Origin of the sequence: Pseudomonas sp. stari2 (assembly GCF_040760005.1) — a bacterium.
In the GTDB taxonomy this organism is placed as follows: domain Bacteria; phylum Pseudomonadota; class Gammaproteobacteria; order Pseudomonadales; family Pseudomonadaceae; genus Aquipseudomonas.
The window spans coordinates 2,853,660-2,869,159 of record NZ_CP099760.1; the positions used below are offsets into that span (position 1 = coordinate 2,853,660).

At 54.6% G+C, this 15,500-nt stretch carries 13 protein-coding genes; 9 read left to right on the forward strand and 4 right to left on the reverse strand.

Features of this window, described 5'->3' with window-relative positions:
* Positions 1-8: 8 nt before the first annotated feature.
* Positions 9-842 carry an oxidoreductase gene (locus NH234_RS12930; protein WP_367256832.1) on the reverse strand — a complete coding sequence of 278 codons (834 nt, stop codon included), beginning with the start codon at positions 840-842 and terminating at the stop codon, positions 9-11.
* A 189-nt stretch (positions 843-1,031) separates the two neighbouring features.
* Between NH234_RS12930 and NH234_RS12935 the strand changes: the two genes are divergently transcribed.
* The 6 genes from NH234_RS12935 to NH234_RS12960 all read left to right on the forward strand — a co-directional run bounded on the left by NH234_RS12935 (position 1,032) and on the right by NH234_RS12960 (position 6,799).
* Positions 1,032-1,475 carry a TspO/MBR family protein gene (locus NH234_RS12935; protein ID WP_119426627.1) on the forward strand — a complete coding sequence of 148 codons (444 nt, stop codon included), beginning with the start codon at positions 1,032-1,034 and terminating at the stop codon, positions 1,473-1,475.
* 10 nt (positions 1,476-1,485) lie between these two features.
* Positions 1,486-2,454: an alpha/beta hydrolase gene (locus NH234_RS12940; RefSeq protein WP_367256834.1), complete on the forward strand. Its 969-nt coding sequence runs from the start codon at positions 1,486-1,488 to the stop codon at positions 2,452-2,454.
* 202 nt (positions 2,455-2,656) lie between these two features.
* The gene (locus NH234_RS12945; protein ID WP_367256836.1) at positions 2,657-3,823 is read left to right on the forward strand and encodes a restriction endonuclease; all 1,167 of its coding nucleotides are present in this window, start codon (positions 2,657-2,659) and stop codon (positions 3,821-3,823) included.
* Between the two features lie 128 nt (positions 3,824-3,951).
* On the forward strand, positions 3,952-5,298 hold the full coding sequence (locus NH234_RS12950) for an AAA family ATPase (protein WP_367256838.1): 1,347 nt from the start codon (positions 3,952-3,954) through the stop codon (positions 5,296-5,298).
* Between the two features lie 2 nt (positions 5,299-5,300).
* Positions 5,301-5,948 (forward strand): HNH endonuclease, encoded by a 648-nt coding sequence (locus NH234_RS12955; protein ID WP_367256840.1) that lies wholly within the window; start codon positions 5,301-5,303, stop codon positions 5,946-5,948.
* Between the two features lie 251 nt (positions 5,949-6,199).
* Complete coding sequence (locus NH234_RS12960; RefSeq protein ID WP_367256841.1) at positions 6,200-6,799, forward strand: hypothetical protein; 600 nt, start codon at positions 6,200-6,202, stop codon at positions 6,797-6,799.
* Between the two features lie 83 nt (positions 6,800-6,882).
* Here the strand turns inward: NH234_RS12960 and NH234_RS12965 are convergent, their stop codons facing one another.
* On the reverse strand, positions 6,883-8,898 hold the full coding sequence (locus NH234_RS12965; protein ID WP_367256842.1) for an ATP-binding protein: 2,016 nt from the start codon (positions 8,896-8,898) through the stop codon (positions 6,883-6,885).
* A gap of 532 nt (positions 8,899-9,430) precedes the next feature.
* Here NH234_RS12965 and NH234_RS12970 point away from each other — a divergent pair.
* On the forward strand, positions 9,431-9,793 hold the full coding sequence (locus NH234_RS12970) for a hypothetical protein (RefSeq protein WP_085701843.1): 363 nt from the start codon (positions 9,431-9,433) through the stop codon (positions 9,791-9,793).
* Positions 9,794-9,932: 139 nt separating this feature from the next.
* Here the strand turns inward: NH234_RS12970 and NH234_RS12975 are convergent, their stop codons facing one another.
* Entirely contained in the window at positions 9,933-10,889 is a 957-nt protein-coding gene (locus tag NH234_RS12975; protein ID WP_367256844.1) for a GlxA family transcriptional regulator, read from the reverse strand.
* A 106-nt stretch (positions 10,890-10,995) separates the two neighbouring features.
* Here NH234_RS12975 and NH234_RS12980 point away from each other — a divergent pair, with 106 nt between their 5' ends.
* Positions 10,996-11,790 (forward strand): SDR family NAD(P)-dependent oxidoreductase, encoded by a 795-nt coding sequence (locus NH234_RS12980; protein ID WP_367256846.1) that lies wholly within the window; start codon positions 10,996-10,998, stop codon positions 11,788-11,790.
* Between the two features lie 189 nt (positions 11,791-11,979).
* A complete protein-coding gene (locus NH234_RS12985; RefSeq protein ID WP_367256847.1) occupies positions 11,980-14,862 on the forward strand; it encodes a winged helix-turn-helix domain-containing protein in 2,883 nt (960 codons plus the stop codon).
* Here NH234_RS12985 and NH234_RS12990 read toward each other — a convergent pair.
* Positions 14,849-15,463 carry a response regulator gene (locus tag NH234_RS12990; protein ID WP_085733929.1) on the reverse strand — a complete coding sequence of 205 codons (615 nt, stop codon included), beginning with the start codon at positions 15,461-15,463 and terminating at the stop codon, positions 14,849-14,851. The two genes, NH234_RS12985 and NH234_RS12990, sit on opposite strands and share 14 nt — an antisense overlap.
* Positions 15,464-15,500 lie beyond the last annotated feature (37 nt).

Here is a 15,500-nt window from a genome sequence, read left to right on the forward strand (position 1 = left end):
TTGGCCGCTCAATGGTCGGTGGAGCGAGTCAACGCTTCCCACTGATCGATCTCGCTGGCGGCGTGTTCGAGCTTTTCACGCACCAGGCGCAACGCGTCACTGCCCAGGAGCAGGTGCGCCGGCGGTGACGGGCTGGCGATGATCTGCAACATCGCTTGAGCCGCTTTTTGCGGGTCGCCGAGCTGCTTGCCGCTCTTTTCTTCGCGGGCCTTGCGCACCGGATCGAAACTGGCGTCATAGTCGGCAATGCTGCGCGGTGTGCGCTGCATCGAGCGACCGGCCCAGTCGGTTCGAAATGAACCCGGCGCGACGGCAGTCACGAAGATATTGAAGGGCGCCAGTTCCTTGCTCAGCGTATCGGAGATGCCTTCGAGCGCAAACTTGCTGCCGCAGTAGTACGCGATGCCCGGCATCGTGATCGTGCCGCCCATCGAGGTGATATTGATGATGTGGCCCGCACGGCGCTTGCGAAAGAAGGGCAGGAGCGCCTTGATCACGGCGACCGCGCCGAACACGTTCACGTCGAACTGGCGGCGCATCTCTTCCAGCGGCGACTCTTCGAAGATGCCTTCGTGACCGTAACCGGCGTTGTTGATCAACACATCGACCGGGCCATGAGTCGCTTCAACTTCGGCAATGACGCCGTCGATCCGGTCGAAGTCCGTGACATCCAGCATCACCCCGTAAGCGTTATCCACGGAGAGCGCTTGAAAGGCGTGCAAGTCGGCTTCCTTGCGCACGGTGCCAATGACACGGTGGCCGGCCGCGAGTGCTTCCCTGGCCAGCGCATGGCCGAAGCCGCTGCTGACGCCGGTAATGAAAAGGGTCTTGGTGGTGGTCATGACGGGCTCCGGTGAATGGGGTTTCAGCTCATGGTATCCATCGAAGAAACGCCCACCTATGTCGGTTTGTCTTTGAGCATTGCCTATTCCTATCAGCGAGGCGAGATAACGGCCGATGAACTTTTTGCATGGCTCCGGGCATCCAAGCTGGAACAGACCCAACGCGCTGATATCAGCCAAGGACAGACGATGACCTTTCTAATTTTCCTGTTGGCCTGCGGTGCGGCAGCGAGCACCGGGATGATTTTCCAACCGGGCCCATGGTACCAATCGCTGGTCAAACCACGCTTCACACCGCCCAACTGGGTGTTTCCCGTTGCCTGGACAACGATCTACCTGTTGCTCGCGTGGGTCGGTTATCGTCTGACCCTGACGCCCGGCAGCGAAACGGTCCTCGCCCTGTGGGCAGCGCAAATTGCATTGAACACCTTGTGGACGCCGGTATTCTTCGGCGCCCATCGCCTCTTCGCCGGCATGCTGATCATCACGCTGCTGTGGCTGGTGGTCGCCGCGATGGTGGTGTTGGCCTTGCGCCTGGACGTGATTACCGGATTGATCCTGTTCCCTTACCTGGCATGGCTGTGCGTCGCGGCGGCGTTGAATTTCTCCATCCTGCGCAACAACCGCGAATAAAAAGGACGCAATGAAGACATCAATGGACTGGCCCGCCGACGAAAACGAGCTGGCGCAATTACGCGCCTTCAACAAGAAGCTCGCCTGGTTGCCGCGCTTTCGCATCCGCAATCGCATCACGCCGCGAGTGATTCAGATGCTGCTGCGCCTCAGCCAACTGGGTGGCACGAGAACGTTGCGCAAGCACGGGCTCGAGGCCGAACGCAAAGTGGTGAGCGCTGACGGCGCTTCAGTGCCGGTGCGGATCATCCGACCCAAGACAAAAGCCAAAGGCGTGGTGCTGGATTTTCATGGCGGCGGCTGGGTCATCGGCAATGCGCAGATGAACGATCACCTCAACATCGGCATGGTGAAAGCCTGCGACGTAGCCGTGGTCTCGGTCGATTATCGGCTTGTGGTCTCGACCCCGATCGAAGGCGTCATGCAAGACTGCCTCACGGCGGCCCGCTGGCTGCTGAGCGATGACTGCCACGAGTTTGCCAACCTGCCTGTCATCGTCGTGGGCGAATCCGCCGGCGGCCACCTCGCCGCCGCAACCCTGCTGCAACTCAAACAGTGGCCGGACTTGCTCGAGCGGGTGAGCGGAGCGCTGCTGTACTACGGCGTCTACGACCTGACCGGAACCCCCAGCGTACGCAACGCCGGGCCCGATACCTTGCTGCTGGATGGGCCGGGGATGGTTGAAGCGCTGCAAATGCTCACGCCGGGATTGAGCGACGAAGAACGCCGGCAGCCACCGTTGTCTCCGTTGTACGGTGACTTCACCGGGTTGCCGCCGGCGTTGATGTTCGCGGCGGAGCTGGATCCGCTCAGGGATGACACGCTGGAGTTGGCTGAGTGTTGGGGTAGGGCGGCGGAGGTGGAAGTGCATCTGTTGCCGGAGACGGCGCATGGGGTGATTCATTTTCCGCTGGGGTTGGCGGGGAGGGTGGTTGGGTATAGTTGGGAGTGGGTTGCTGGGCGGGTTGGTGAGGGGTGAGTGTTGGAGTCGTCACCATTTCTGCTCCGTTACGCGGACTCGTCCAATAGTCATATAGACGGGAAGGTGGCACTGGGCTATCGTCGGTTCGCCTGTTGCGGTATTTCTTCTGCGTAGTGTCATCCCCCGAGCCAGTGCGAGCTAATGATTGCAGCGGCGCTCGGAGGGCACCGGAAAAAGATCAATCTAGGAACGGACATCGATGATTTACCAGTGCAACGGATGCAATAAGACGACATTTGAAACCGCGTGCCCATGGTGCAACAGCTCACAGGTCTCTCCCTCGGCTGAATTGCGCGCTCAGTATCTGACTCCCCTTGATCCTTCGTTCTATCCCGATTTTCAGTACCAATCCAAAGGACTCATCAAGGATTTTCTGGGGAAAAAGAAAGAACAGGCGCAGTTGAACGATCTGCTCAACAACGTTTTGAGAAAGTATGCGCAACTCAAGCAGCCGTACTTTACGAACTTCATACATACCACTCGTGAAACTGCTTCTGGTAGCTCTGATGTTGGCGTGCCCGGCCCCAGGTTCGATGGGGTGTACACCGAACGCGAGCTGTTTCGAGAGGTTCTGATTCGCAAAGGGTTTGATGAGCTTGAGGGGCAACCTTCGCTTTTGGACAAATTGCTTCTGACCACTGCGTTCAACTCTGTCTATCTCGGCTTCTCCAGAGAACTCAGCCGACATATCAAAACGGATCTGACAGAGACTCTCCGCTCCTGGATCGAGGAGGCAGGGACAACCTTTCGATCCGACCTCGCTCTGTTTTACTACTATCTCTGGGAAAACGACGTTTCGTACCCAAGCATTCAATTTACCCCTCAGGCAGGAACGACGGCCGGTGTTCCATTACTACCACTAGCCGAATTCCGTAAGGGGCTTGGTTGGTGCGAAAGCATCTACTTCCATATTCTGGTGGAACGCCTTGGAAGTCAGCTCGAACACTTCAATCCGAATCGATTCATCACAATGTATCTCGTGGATGCTATGGACGGCTTTCAGTTTGAGGCATTCCTGGTCGAGATTTTCCAAACTATCGGGTTTGACGTGAAGGAAACAAAAAAGACTGCCGATCAGGGCGCCGATCTTTTTGTCAGTCGGTTCGGCAAAAACATGGTAATCCAAGCCAAAAACTACACAGGCTCTGTTGGAAATGCCGCAGTGCAGCAAGCAATCTCCGCCAAAGCGTTCTATGCGTGCGACGAGGCGATGGTGGTTACCAATTCCTACTACACAAAGTCCGCGAAAGAGTTGGCCGGTACTGCTGGAGTGCGATTGGTTGATCGTGAGGGGTTGCAGAATTACCTTGATGATTACAACCAGAAGCTTATTGAGGTGTTTCAAGCAGAGGCTGAGGAAAGTTAGTTGAGGATGGGCCGTGGATCCGATATTTCATTAAGATGAGAATAGATCTGTCTCCATTCTGTCCTTGTTGTCCCTGCATTCGTGGTAACTTCACTAACGACCAAATTTTACACAACAGCGAGCAAGGAATGGCATTCATTATCGAAGCAGTCGCGACCGATCATTCGTGGGTCCCTTTAACTCTTAAGGCAGATCACTTTGAAAAGAACGTGTTTAGCCTGATCGTTGGACAAAATGCGACAGGAAAAAGTCGCCTTCTTAGAAAAATAGCTAGCCATTACATTTTTGATAATGAACAGGCACTAGATAGAGAGCGTTATTCAAAGAACAACGATTCAACCTCGTGGAGTTACTACAACAGCTTGCCGCCATCAGAGGAAATAATCCTAGCACCTTACTCAGATGAGTCGCCAAGTATCGTAATAGCCGTTTCCACAGGCCGCCATGATCGCTTTCCCAGGCCGCGGGAAACTATGTCGCTTTTTGAGCGCTATCATTATATTGCCCCTTCCGAACATGGTAACCTTTCATCATTAACGCGAAGCCTAACATCCATCATCGGTGGACTCGAAGCCCATCACTGGAAGTTTTCCAGTCTGGCTAATATCTTTGAATACTTAGATTTTGAACCGATCTTGGATTTCAATATTTCTCTTGATCCAAAGTTCAAACAATATTGGCGAAAGCAAACAGCAGAAGAGCAGTCAATAATTGAGTGGGGCGGAATAAATCACTCAGCAAATAAAAAAGCTGGTCAAGATCAATTAATAATAGATCGCCTGTATCCAATGCTGGATTACATAAATAAGCGCAAGAGCATCAATTATGAAATTGATTTAAAGTATGGTAGCCGAACGCACCATGCTTTTGATTTGCGGGAATTAGCTTACGCACTGGAGCATGGCGCCGTCCGGGCTACAGATCTCACCTTGAATCTCAAGTCTACGAAAACACGACTGCGACTTTCTCAAGCGAGCTCCGGACAACAATGCATGTTAGTAATGATTCTGGGTATCGCAGGATCTATACAAGACAATGCGCTGATTTGCATTGATGAACCAGAAATTAGCCTTCATCCCAAATGGCAAACTGATATTATTGGTCATCTGCAAAAAGCGTTTGAAGAATATAGAGGCTGCCACTTTGTCATAGCTACACACTCCCCTCAAATTGTTGCGGGTCTCACCAGTGACAATGGTTATGTCCTGAGCATAGAGGACAGAAATATCTACAGATCGTACGAGTATGCGAATCGCTCCGCCGACTTCCAACTAGCTCAAGTGTTTAACACTCCAGGATTCAACAACGAATATTTGATTCGAATTTCGCTGATGCTACTTTCGAAAATCACCAGCCGCGCCAAACTAAGCTACGAAGACGAACAATACATTGCGATGTTATCGGACATCAAGGAAACACTCTCCTCACGAGACCCGGTACGACACCTCATTGATCAAGTCCAGATGCTGAGGTAAACATGCGACCAGTCGTTTTTTCCGGGAATAATCTGAACTATGTGAACCGTTATGATGGTGTGTCGCATGCAGAGTGGAATCAAACCGAAGGCCCCATTGTCGAGTTGCGAAAAATAATACGCGGGCATTATTTAGTAGAACAAAGATATCGCTGTGCTTATTGCCGTATGGAGAAAAAAGAAAATCATGGACTGACATGGGATGTGGAACACATCATCCCTAAAGCGGTGTACCCACGTTTTCTCTATGAACCTCTAAACCTCGCGATGGTGTGCAAAGAATGCAATATCGCCAAACTGGATAAAAATGTCCTCTGTCGAGGGCTCAGCCGTAATGCCCCTCTACCGGTCAATTCTGAGGCTTATACGATCGTTCATCCACATCACGACCAGTACTCTGAGCACTTTGAAATAATCGTTGTTTCAGGAAGAATTACCCATCGTCCTAAAAACAATCATAAGGCCAAAGAGACGTTTATCATGTGTGATCTGGTGCGATTCTCCTACGCGTTTGGCGAATGGGAGGACTTCAACTATGCGATTGTTAGGACATTCAGTGAGTTTGTTGAAGCCTGTCCACCCAGCGCGACACCTGAGCAGATTGCAGCGTTCATGGGAACCTTGAGGTTCACGGTAAACGCGGACTTCTGATGGAGCGATGAGCTCGCGTCGACTCGGTGTCTATCGCTGCTCGGGGTGACGCGAGCGAACCAAAGAGATAACTAAAAATGGTGACGGATTTATTTTTCGGAAATAATCTGTCCCTTTTTTTGCGCAATTTTTGCATTAATAAATATGGGTGATAAACATTTTAGATTTGTTGGCAGAACCAAACGCTTAGCTCGGCAAAATTCGCTGCGTCAGGTTTGTTAACTGGAAGGCAGGTGCTAAAGGAGAGGGATATGAAGCTTTTAGATATTCAACCGGCAATTGGATCTGTTATCGCAAGTCTTGCGGTAACGGATCTGCGGGAACACACATACTTAGCCACATATCCAGGAATGATATCGATTGGTGCAGCGAGGGGAGTCACGAATGATGTGAAGTTTCACCAGCTTACCACGCTAGTATATGGCTGGATGCCAAGAATTGCGCGAATAGATCCGTTATATACCTCTGCTGCGGTGGATACCCTTGGCGCAGCATTGTGGGTTAGCGACGTGAACTATAAGTCTATTCCAGTTGAGAGGATCTCAGATTGCTTGCACTCGGTTGTTGGTGCCTCAAAACTTTTGCATTTTGCAAACCCTGACGTATTTCCAATCTGGGACAGCAATATTGAAGTGTTTCGTAAAAAAACAGACTCTGACATTACCAGCGTGTCGCAGTACATGGACTATGTTGACGAAGTACATAGTATTCGAAGGGAAACTAGGTTTCCTGAATTCTATATTGAGTTTTGCTCTGCCTATTCCGCTCGCCTAGCAGCTAATGGCGTTCCGACCTATTCAATAGGTCACGTTCGAGCAATTGAGGCTGCGGCGTTTGAGCTTGCCTCGTAGTGTGTACGCCAAACCATTGACTTAAGGAAAGAAAGAGGCTGATTTATTTGTTGGGAAATAAGTCAGCCATTTTTTTACTATAGTCAGTGATGTTCGGCGCTTTCTGTTAGAGCCTCTAACAGCTCGTCCTTGGTGTCCTCAATTTCTAGACTATCTCGTTGTGTTTTCAGGGTGCTCAGCATAAAGTCGTGGGAGATTCTGAATTCTTCAATAATTGTTTGCCAAGTTTTCACATATTTTTTTATTGGGTTGGTTGATGTGCCAGCGCCTATTAGACCCGGATCGTTCCGGTCGGCGAGATTGTTAAGTCGTTCATGAACATCAAAGTTCGAATCTGATATTTTTCGCCCTACAAGGACTATTTCATATTTCGTCTTAATGCCATTGAATTCTGGGTGGCGAGACAAAATAGTCGCATAATCGTCGATTTGTCGTAGATGCTTTGTGCTTAAGGAAATGCTTGGACGTTTTATTTCGATAATTACGCATCTGAAGTATGGCTGATTACTAGAGTCGTACTGCTTTTGTCTTCTTACTAGAAACAAGTCAACTTGCCTGTTGGCACCATCTATAGTGGCAACATCCTCAAGATCATCCACTTCAATGAGGTTGATGTCTTTTACTGAGTCTCTTAAGTTTTTGGCGATTTTTGTAAACGTATCCTCTTCAGCACCAATACTTTCATACTGATTACCAAACAACCAAGTATTGCTCTCGATGACACCCTGAAGATCCGGTGTTTCAAGCGTTTCTTTGTAATGGTTTCGCATTATTTCAGCAATTCTAGCGATTGCGTGCTCACGCTTCTGAAGAGACTCGATAGTCTGAATAATATTTTGGAGTTTTGTACGCCTAATTTGTGCTGCAAAATTTTCTAAAGCAGTATTGTCAAGATTTAAAACGCTATCCAAGATTTCAAGTAAGGAGTTGTTCTCACTAGAGACAGAGATTTTATCTAGCAATCTGATGATTATTTTTCTTTGCTTTTTGTTACTATTTTTGAATAGCTTTGGATCAGCCAGTATAATAGCTTTTACTATTCGTTTGGTATTTCCCAATCTCCAACTTGAATACGCTGTATCCATCCCTCGGTAATCAGGGAAATCACCTTCTTCAATGAATCCCTCTATCTGCTCGTCTGCTAATCGAGCAAGAAACTCTTGGTAATGGTTCTGAGTAAAGGCCGAAAGCAACTTGGAAAATTCTTTCCAAACTTTTGATGCTGATAACTCGCTGAAAGTCAAGCGCAATTCAAACTCGTTGCCAGACAACGCATCAAACCAAGGAGACGAAACTAAGAGGCTTGTATAGTATCCAGGCTTTTGGTTCAAACTGCTCGGCATATGATGCAATGGTATACCTTCGCTACCTCTGAGATATGTGTAGGATTTTTCGGAGTTGAGCTTTTCCTCCCACTGTATCAACTCAACGGAAAAATCGACCCCTTCTGCATGCAACGTGTTTTGAGTTAGTTTATGTGCCGGTGGGCATATTGTGGTTCCATTAAGCACTAAGCTTTTTTCGGGATTGAACGCCAAATGCCATCCAAGCTCCAACTGCAACTGGTGAACTAATTCCTCATGCCCTGGAATATTGCTCGTGAAATTCGTAAGTTCTACGCATGTTCCCTGCGACTTCTCAGATAGAAGGGCATTTTGCTCTGCCTCAGAGATTTCATGTCCACTAATTGTGCTTAAAGATGAACTTTGTATGCCAATTATTGCATTCCGGCCATGATATTTAGTATGCCAAACTGCGTTGGCACAAATTTTGTGAAACGCGAGCCTTCCTCTGCCTTTAGAACCGTGCGTGGAATGGGACCGTTTCTTTAGAGAGTCATTGAAACGTCTGAAATTATCCATTGGCTTGGTAAAATCGATTCCTTCGCCATCATCTATCACTGTGACAGATATGGTTCCCCCCATATCGGCTTCACGAGTTATAACGCGCACGGACTTAGCTCCTGCGTCGAAGCCATTCCAAATGAGTTCGGCGATTGGCTGCCAGGGTTCTAGGTCTCTTTTAAAATGATTTCTAATGCCTTCGTCAGTGATGGCGGTCGAACCTGAAAAATCGAAGATGGCAGATGAAGGGTTCAACTCATTAATCCTTTATTTACGTGTTTTGATCGACGCGATGCGAGCCCGAACATATCAAAATTCCATCGCGTCGTCGCCCGCCTTTTTACCGCAACCGTCCCAATCTGAACGACTGTTTTTGGCCGGAAGCGACTGGCCAAAAACAAAGGGTGAGGGCCGTTCCTGATCCACCCGTTTAACCCTCCAAAAATCCCCGTTTAAAAGACACCATCCGTAACGCCCTCAAGGCTACATAACCTTGCGTCATTGCCTACGACTACGCCAGAATCCGCCGGCTTGTGCGTCTGGGACGCGGGTTTTATCGTTCCATGGTCACTGAAAAACAGTGATCGGGTTTGGTAGCCCGAGTTAACTAGTCGCATAGCGCATCGTTCGCAGACCTCTTCGGGTCTCTGCTTAATGGTGGCCATGCGCAGGGCACCTTCAGGTGCGCCGGGTTCCTAGTTACCGGTCTACCAACCCGCGTATTGGCCGCCACCCTTCGTTTGGTAGCGAGGGTGAAGGCTCCTTATCAATAATTAGGAGTTTCACCATGATCAAACCAACACCCAACCCACCCGAAACCGACCCGGTTTCCCCCTATCAATTCCCCGATTCCCGAACCCTCAACGAAGCCGCCGAACGCGCCCTCGATCATTACCTCACCCCACAACAACGCATCATGGGCAGTCACACCAAACACGATCCCATGTTCCTGGCCAACCCGGCCTACAACAGCGAGTCCCTCCTGGCCAATGCCAGTGAATCCCTCGATTCCGCCAGCGAAATGCTCAGCAACTTCGCCGCGATCCTGGAGCCCGCCCACCGCAAGACTGCGCTGGGTATCGCGCAGGTGGTCATGGTTGCGGGGCTGGCGGTGAATCAGGCGCTGGATCATGTTGAGGTGAAGACGTGATCGGTTGATGGCTGTCGCTCAATAGCCGGAAAGAAAATGGCCGAGGTTGTCAGGTGTGACTGACGACCTCGGCCATTTTTCTTTTTTCCTGCACCTCTCAACGTTCGAACAAAGGGGAAGCCTCGTCAGTCCGCGATATCTACACTTTCCCCACCACTTGACGCGCATCCCGCCGCACCGCCTGCGGAGGCACGCCGAATCCTCGAATGAACGCTTCCCGCATATGGCGCCGATCGCGAAAACCGGATTCGCTGGCGATCACATCGAGGGAATGTCGGCTCTGTTCGATCATCAATCGAGCGGCCTCCAGGCGCAGGCCTTCGATGGCTTTGGCGGGGGATTGGCCGGTTTCTGCGCTGAATATGCGGGTGAACTGGCGAGGGCTCAGGTGTGCCACGCCGGCCAGTTCTTCGACGCTGAGCGGTCGGTTCAAATGTTGCCGCGCATAGTTCAGTGCGCTTTGGATGCGGTCGGATTTGGGTGCCAGGTCGAGCATTTCCGAATGCTGCGACTGGCCGCCGGAGCGGTGCTGGTGCATCACCAGTTTGTGCGCCACCGAGCGCGCGACGTCGGCGCCCAGATCCTTTTCCACCATGCCGACGGCGAGGTCGAGGCCGGCGGTCATGCCTGCAGAGGTCCAGAAGGGGCCGTCGACGATATAGATGCGGTCGACGTCGACGCTGATTTCGGGGTGGCGCTTCTGCAACGCCTGCGCGTAGGCCCAGTGGGTTGTGGCGCGGCGTCCGGTCAGCAGGCCGGCTTCGGCGAGGATGAAACCGCCGGTACAGATGCCGACCGTGCGCCGTGCCTGATTGCCGGCCTGGCGCACGAAGTCGAGCACAGCGGAGGCTGTATCGGTTTTTTCCGGATCGTTGACCCCGACAACGATCCAGGTGTCGGCCAGTCCGGGCGCCTCAAGCGGGCGGGTTTCCATGGCCAGCCCCAGCGAGGAGCGCACCATGCCGCCGTCTGGCGAGAAGTTTTCGATGCTGTAGAAGGGCGCTTCGGCGATCTGATTGGCGAACTCGAAAACGGCTTGAGTCGCCAGGGAGAGCACCTGAAAACCGTCGGTGAGCAAGTAGCCGATGCGATGCATGGTGATTTCTCGGATGTCCTGAATCCATACCATATACGTCATTTGAGATATGGCCAAGCCGTCGCATTCTGTTCTCCAGTACTTCCCACAACCCTGGAGACTCGACATGACTCAATCCCGCCTCGGCACCGCCCTGATCACCGGCGCTTCGTCCGGCATTGGTGCCATCTACGCTGAACGCCTGGCCCGCCGTGGCCATGACTTGATCCTGGTCGCGCGAAATCGCGACCGCCTGAATGTCTTGGCCAAGCGCCTGAACGATGAAACCGGTCGTCACGTTGAAGTTCTGGCTGCCGACCTGTCCGAAAAAGCCGATCTGGCACGGGTCGAAGAGCGCCTCAGAACGGACGCCAACATTTCTCTGCTGGTGAACAATGCCGGGGTTGGCGCGACTCAGCCCTTGCTGGAGTCAGACGTCGACAAGCTCGACGACTTGCTCACGCTCAACGTGAACGTGCTGATGCGGCTGACTTACGCGGCGGTTCCGGGCTTCGTCGCCCGTGGCGGTGGCACGCTGATCAACATCGCCTCGGTCGTGGCCATTGCCCCGGAGGTGTTGAACGGTGTTTACGGCGGCTCCAAGGCTTTCGTCCTGGCGTTCAGCCAATCCTTGCGTCACGAACTGGCGGACAAAAATGTCCGGGTCCAGGTGGTGCTGCCCGGCGCGACGGCCACCGAATTCTGGAGCGTGGCCGGCACACCGCTGGAGCATCTGCCGGAGGCCATTGTGATGCGGGCGGACGACATGGTGGACGCTGCGCTGTCCGGCCTCGACCAAGGCGAATTCGTCACCATTCCGGCACTTCCCGAAATCGCCGACTGGGATGCCTACGAGGCGGCGCGCCAGAAGCTGATGCCTGATCTGTCGCGCAGTGAGCCGGCTGCACGCTATCGCGACTGACGTTCGACGCAGGCATCGATTTGCGAACGAAGGGGGCTACGAACATAGGGGCCGAAATTACCAGCTGAAGTTCTCACTCCGCACGCGTCAGGCTTGAACGACCGTGCAAAACTCCTATGATGCAAAGGGCCTGCGCCTGTGGCTTGCAACCGGCGACGCCCCCTTCGTTTCCCAGTGAGATCGCCCCTCGTGGAGTCTATTCCAGACGCTTTGCATGAATCACTCATGACCCGGTTTGTGTTCGGGCCGTTTTGCGTCGTTCCAGGCAAAAGGCTGTTGACCAGAAACGGGGTTGCGGTGGAGATCGGCGGTCGGGCGCTGGATCTGCTGATTGCCTTGCTCGAGCAGCCGGGGCGGGTGCTGTCCAAGTACGATCTGATCGAAAAGGTGTGGCCCGACAGCGTGGTCGCCGAAGGCAGTCTGCGCTTTCACATGACGGGCCTGCGGCGGATTCTCGGGGATGGCGAGGAGCACGCGCGTTATATCGCGACCCAGGTGGGTGTGGGTTATGCCTTTGTGGCGCCGCTGGAAAGGCAACTGTCCGGGGTTCAGCCGATGCCCACGGAGACCGGGCATCTCAGGGCCGCTTGCAGCCTGCCGCCGCGGGCGAAGTTGATCGGTCGCGAAACCGACCTGCAACTGGTCGTCGATCACCTGCAGCAGCCCAGGTTGTTCACCCTTGTCGGTCCCGGCGGTGTCGGCAAGACCAGCCTCGCCATCGAAGTGGCGCATCGCATCGCGGCCCAGGGTTACGAACGCGTCTGCTTCGTCGACCTGGCCCAGGTGGAAGACAGCACGCTGGTGCCTTCAGCATTGGCCCGGTCGCTGGACATCGCCGTGCAGGCCGAAGATCCGATGTTCGTGTTGCTGGCGCATTTGCGCGAACAGCGGCTGATGCTGGTCATCGACAATTGCGAACACCTGATCGACGCCGTATCGACCCTTCTGGAGCAGATCAGCGACAGCGCGCCCGACGTGGGCATTCTGGCAACCAGTCGCGAGCCGTTGCGGGTGCGTGGCGAATACGTGCATTGGCTCAATCCGCTGGAGTTTCCTCGCGAGTCCCGGCACCTGTCCACTCAGGAGCTGCTGGCATTCGCAGCGATCAAACTGTTTGTCGAACGCGCGTCGTCGAGCAATGCGGCGTTGCTGCTGGAGGCGGATGGCGGGCAAATGATCGCGGACATCTGCCAACGCCTGGAGGGCATGGCGCTGCCAATCGAACTGGCGGCGATGCGGGTCGCCAGCCACGGCCTGAAGGCCACGCATGCCTTGCTCGGCGAGCGCTTTTCATTGGGCTGGTCGGGGCGCCGGACGGCGGTGCCACGGCATCAGACGCTGCGCTCCATGCTCGACTGGAGTTACGACCTGCTATCGCCGACGGAGCGTCTGGCGCTGGAGCGGTTGTCGGTGTTTGTCGGGCCGTTCTCTCAAGAGGCGGCGTCCCAGGTGGTGGCCGAGTCTCAGTCCGAAGGCCCGGCGGTGGCCGCGATCCTCGATGATCTGGTGTGCAAGGGGCTGGTCACGGTCGATCACAGTGATTCGACGGACTCCTATCGGCTGCTGGAGATGACACGCGCCTATGCCCGGGAAAAACTGACGGCCCGGGGCGATGCCGAAGTCAACTCGCTGGCCTTCCGGCATGCGGCGTATTACATGGATCTGCTGGGCTACCCCGGTACCTCGCCCGATGAGTTTTTCCGCTACTTCGGGCGCCTTGCCAGTCAGTTGGGCAACGTACGCAGCGCGCTGGAGTGGAGCTTCGGCCCCCATGGCGATCCTGGCTTGGCATTGCCCCTGGCGGCGGCGAGCGCCCCGTTGTTTTTGCATTTTTCGCTGTTGGTCGAGTGCCGGACCTGGTGTTCCCGGGCCGCAGAACTGCTCGAGCTGGGGTACTACGGCACATCGACCGAAATGGAATTGCAGGCGGCCCTCGGGCTGGTGCTGATGTTCACCCAGGGCAACAGCGAAGCGGCCGAAAAGGCCTTGCTCCGGGCGTTGGACATCGCCGTTGCGCTGGCGGATCACGGGTCACAGTTGAGGCTGCTGGGGCGCTTGCAGATTTTCTACGAGCGCATTGGCGATTTCCGCTCTTCGCTGGCATGGGCGGAGCAGGCCGCCGTGGTCGGCAATGTGCTGAATCAGCCGGCAGCCATTGCGATTGCTTCATCGCTGACCGGCATCTCCCATCATCTGTTGGGCGATCAGCGTCTGGCCCGACAGGAGCTGGAGCGCTCGCTGCGCAACAGCTTGCCGTCCCACCCCGGCAACACGATTTACTACGGCTTCGATCACCGCAATCGCACCGGGCTGGCACTGGCCCGTTCGCTGTGGTTGCAGGGCTTTCCCGATCAGGCCCGACACTGGGCCGAGCTGATAGAAGCCGAAGCGTCGGCGCTTCAGCATCCGGTCACCTACTGCATCGCCATGGTCTGGATTCTGTGCATCTACATCTGGACCGGCGATCTGGAGAAAGCGGCCGCCAGCCTTGAACGGTTCAGTGCCGTGGCCGAGACCAACGCCCTGGGCCCTTATATTGCCGCCGCCCATGGCTTGCGGGCGGCGATTGCGATCCGCGCCGAACAGCCTGGCGATGCGGTGCCGCTGCTGGAAGAAAGCCTGGCGCGGCTGCGTGGCATGCGCTACGAACTGCTTACGACATCGTTTGCAATCGCGCTGGCCGAGGGCCTGATTCTGGGCGGGCAACACGCGAAGGCGCTGATGCTGGTGGACGGCACCATCGATCACTGTCGTCAGAGCGGCGACGCCTTCGCGCTGCCGGAACTGCTGCGGATCAAGGCCGGAATTCTCAAAGAAATCGATGGCGAAAATGTCCAGGCCATCACGACTCTTCTTGAGGCATCCATCGCGCTGAGCCGCGATCAGGGGGCCTGGGCATGGGAGTTGAGGACTTCGATGGATCTGGCCAGGCTCTGGCTGGAACAGGGAAGGGCGGAGCAGGCCAAGGCGTTGCTCAGCGCGTGTCGCGATCAGGTCTCGGAAGGTTTCGACACCCTTGACCTGCGCCGGCTGGAAAGCCTCTGGCAAAGCCTTGGCGTCACGTGGGGGTGATCAGCGCCGCCATTTTCACCAGATCTGCCAGCGAACGGGCTTTCATCTTGCGCATGACCTTGCCCCGGTGGGCCTTGACTGTGATCTCGCTGATCTCGAGGTCTGCGGCGATCAGTTTGTTCAGACGACCGCTGACCACCGCGGCCATGATTTCCTGTTCGCGGGGCGTCAGGGTCTTGTAGGCCTCAAGCACGGAATGCAGGGCTTTTTCACCTTCCAGAGCTGCGCGGCTGCCTTCGAGCGCATCGCCCATGGCGGTCAGCAGCTCATCTTCGTTGAACGGTTTGGTCAGGAACTCCACCGCACCGGCTTTCAAGGCCCGCACCGTGCGCGGAATGTCTCCGTACCCGGTGATGAAGATGATCGGCATGTTGTAGCGCTCGTCAGCCAGCGACGTCTGCAGATCCAGGCCGTTCAAGTCAGGCAGGTTGATATCCAGTACCAGACAACTGGGGACCCGCGCGCGGGGCTCGGCGAGAAAAGCCTGCGCGGATTCGAAGAGTCGCGGCTGCCAGCCGGCGCATCGGATCATCAGCTCCAGCGACTCGCGTACGGAGACGTCGTCATCCACAACGAACACCACAGGCGTGACATCACTCATCGGCAATGCTCCGTGGCCGGGGGACACTGTGTGATTC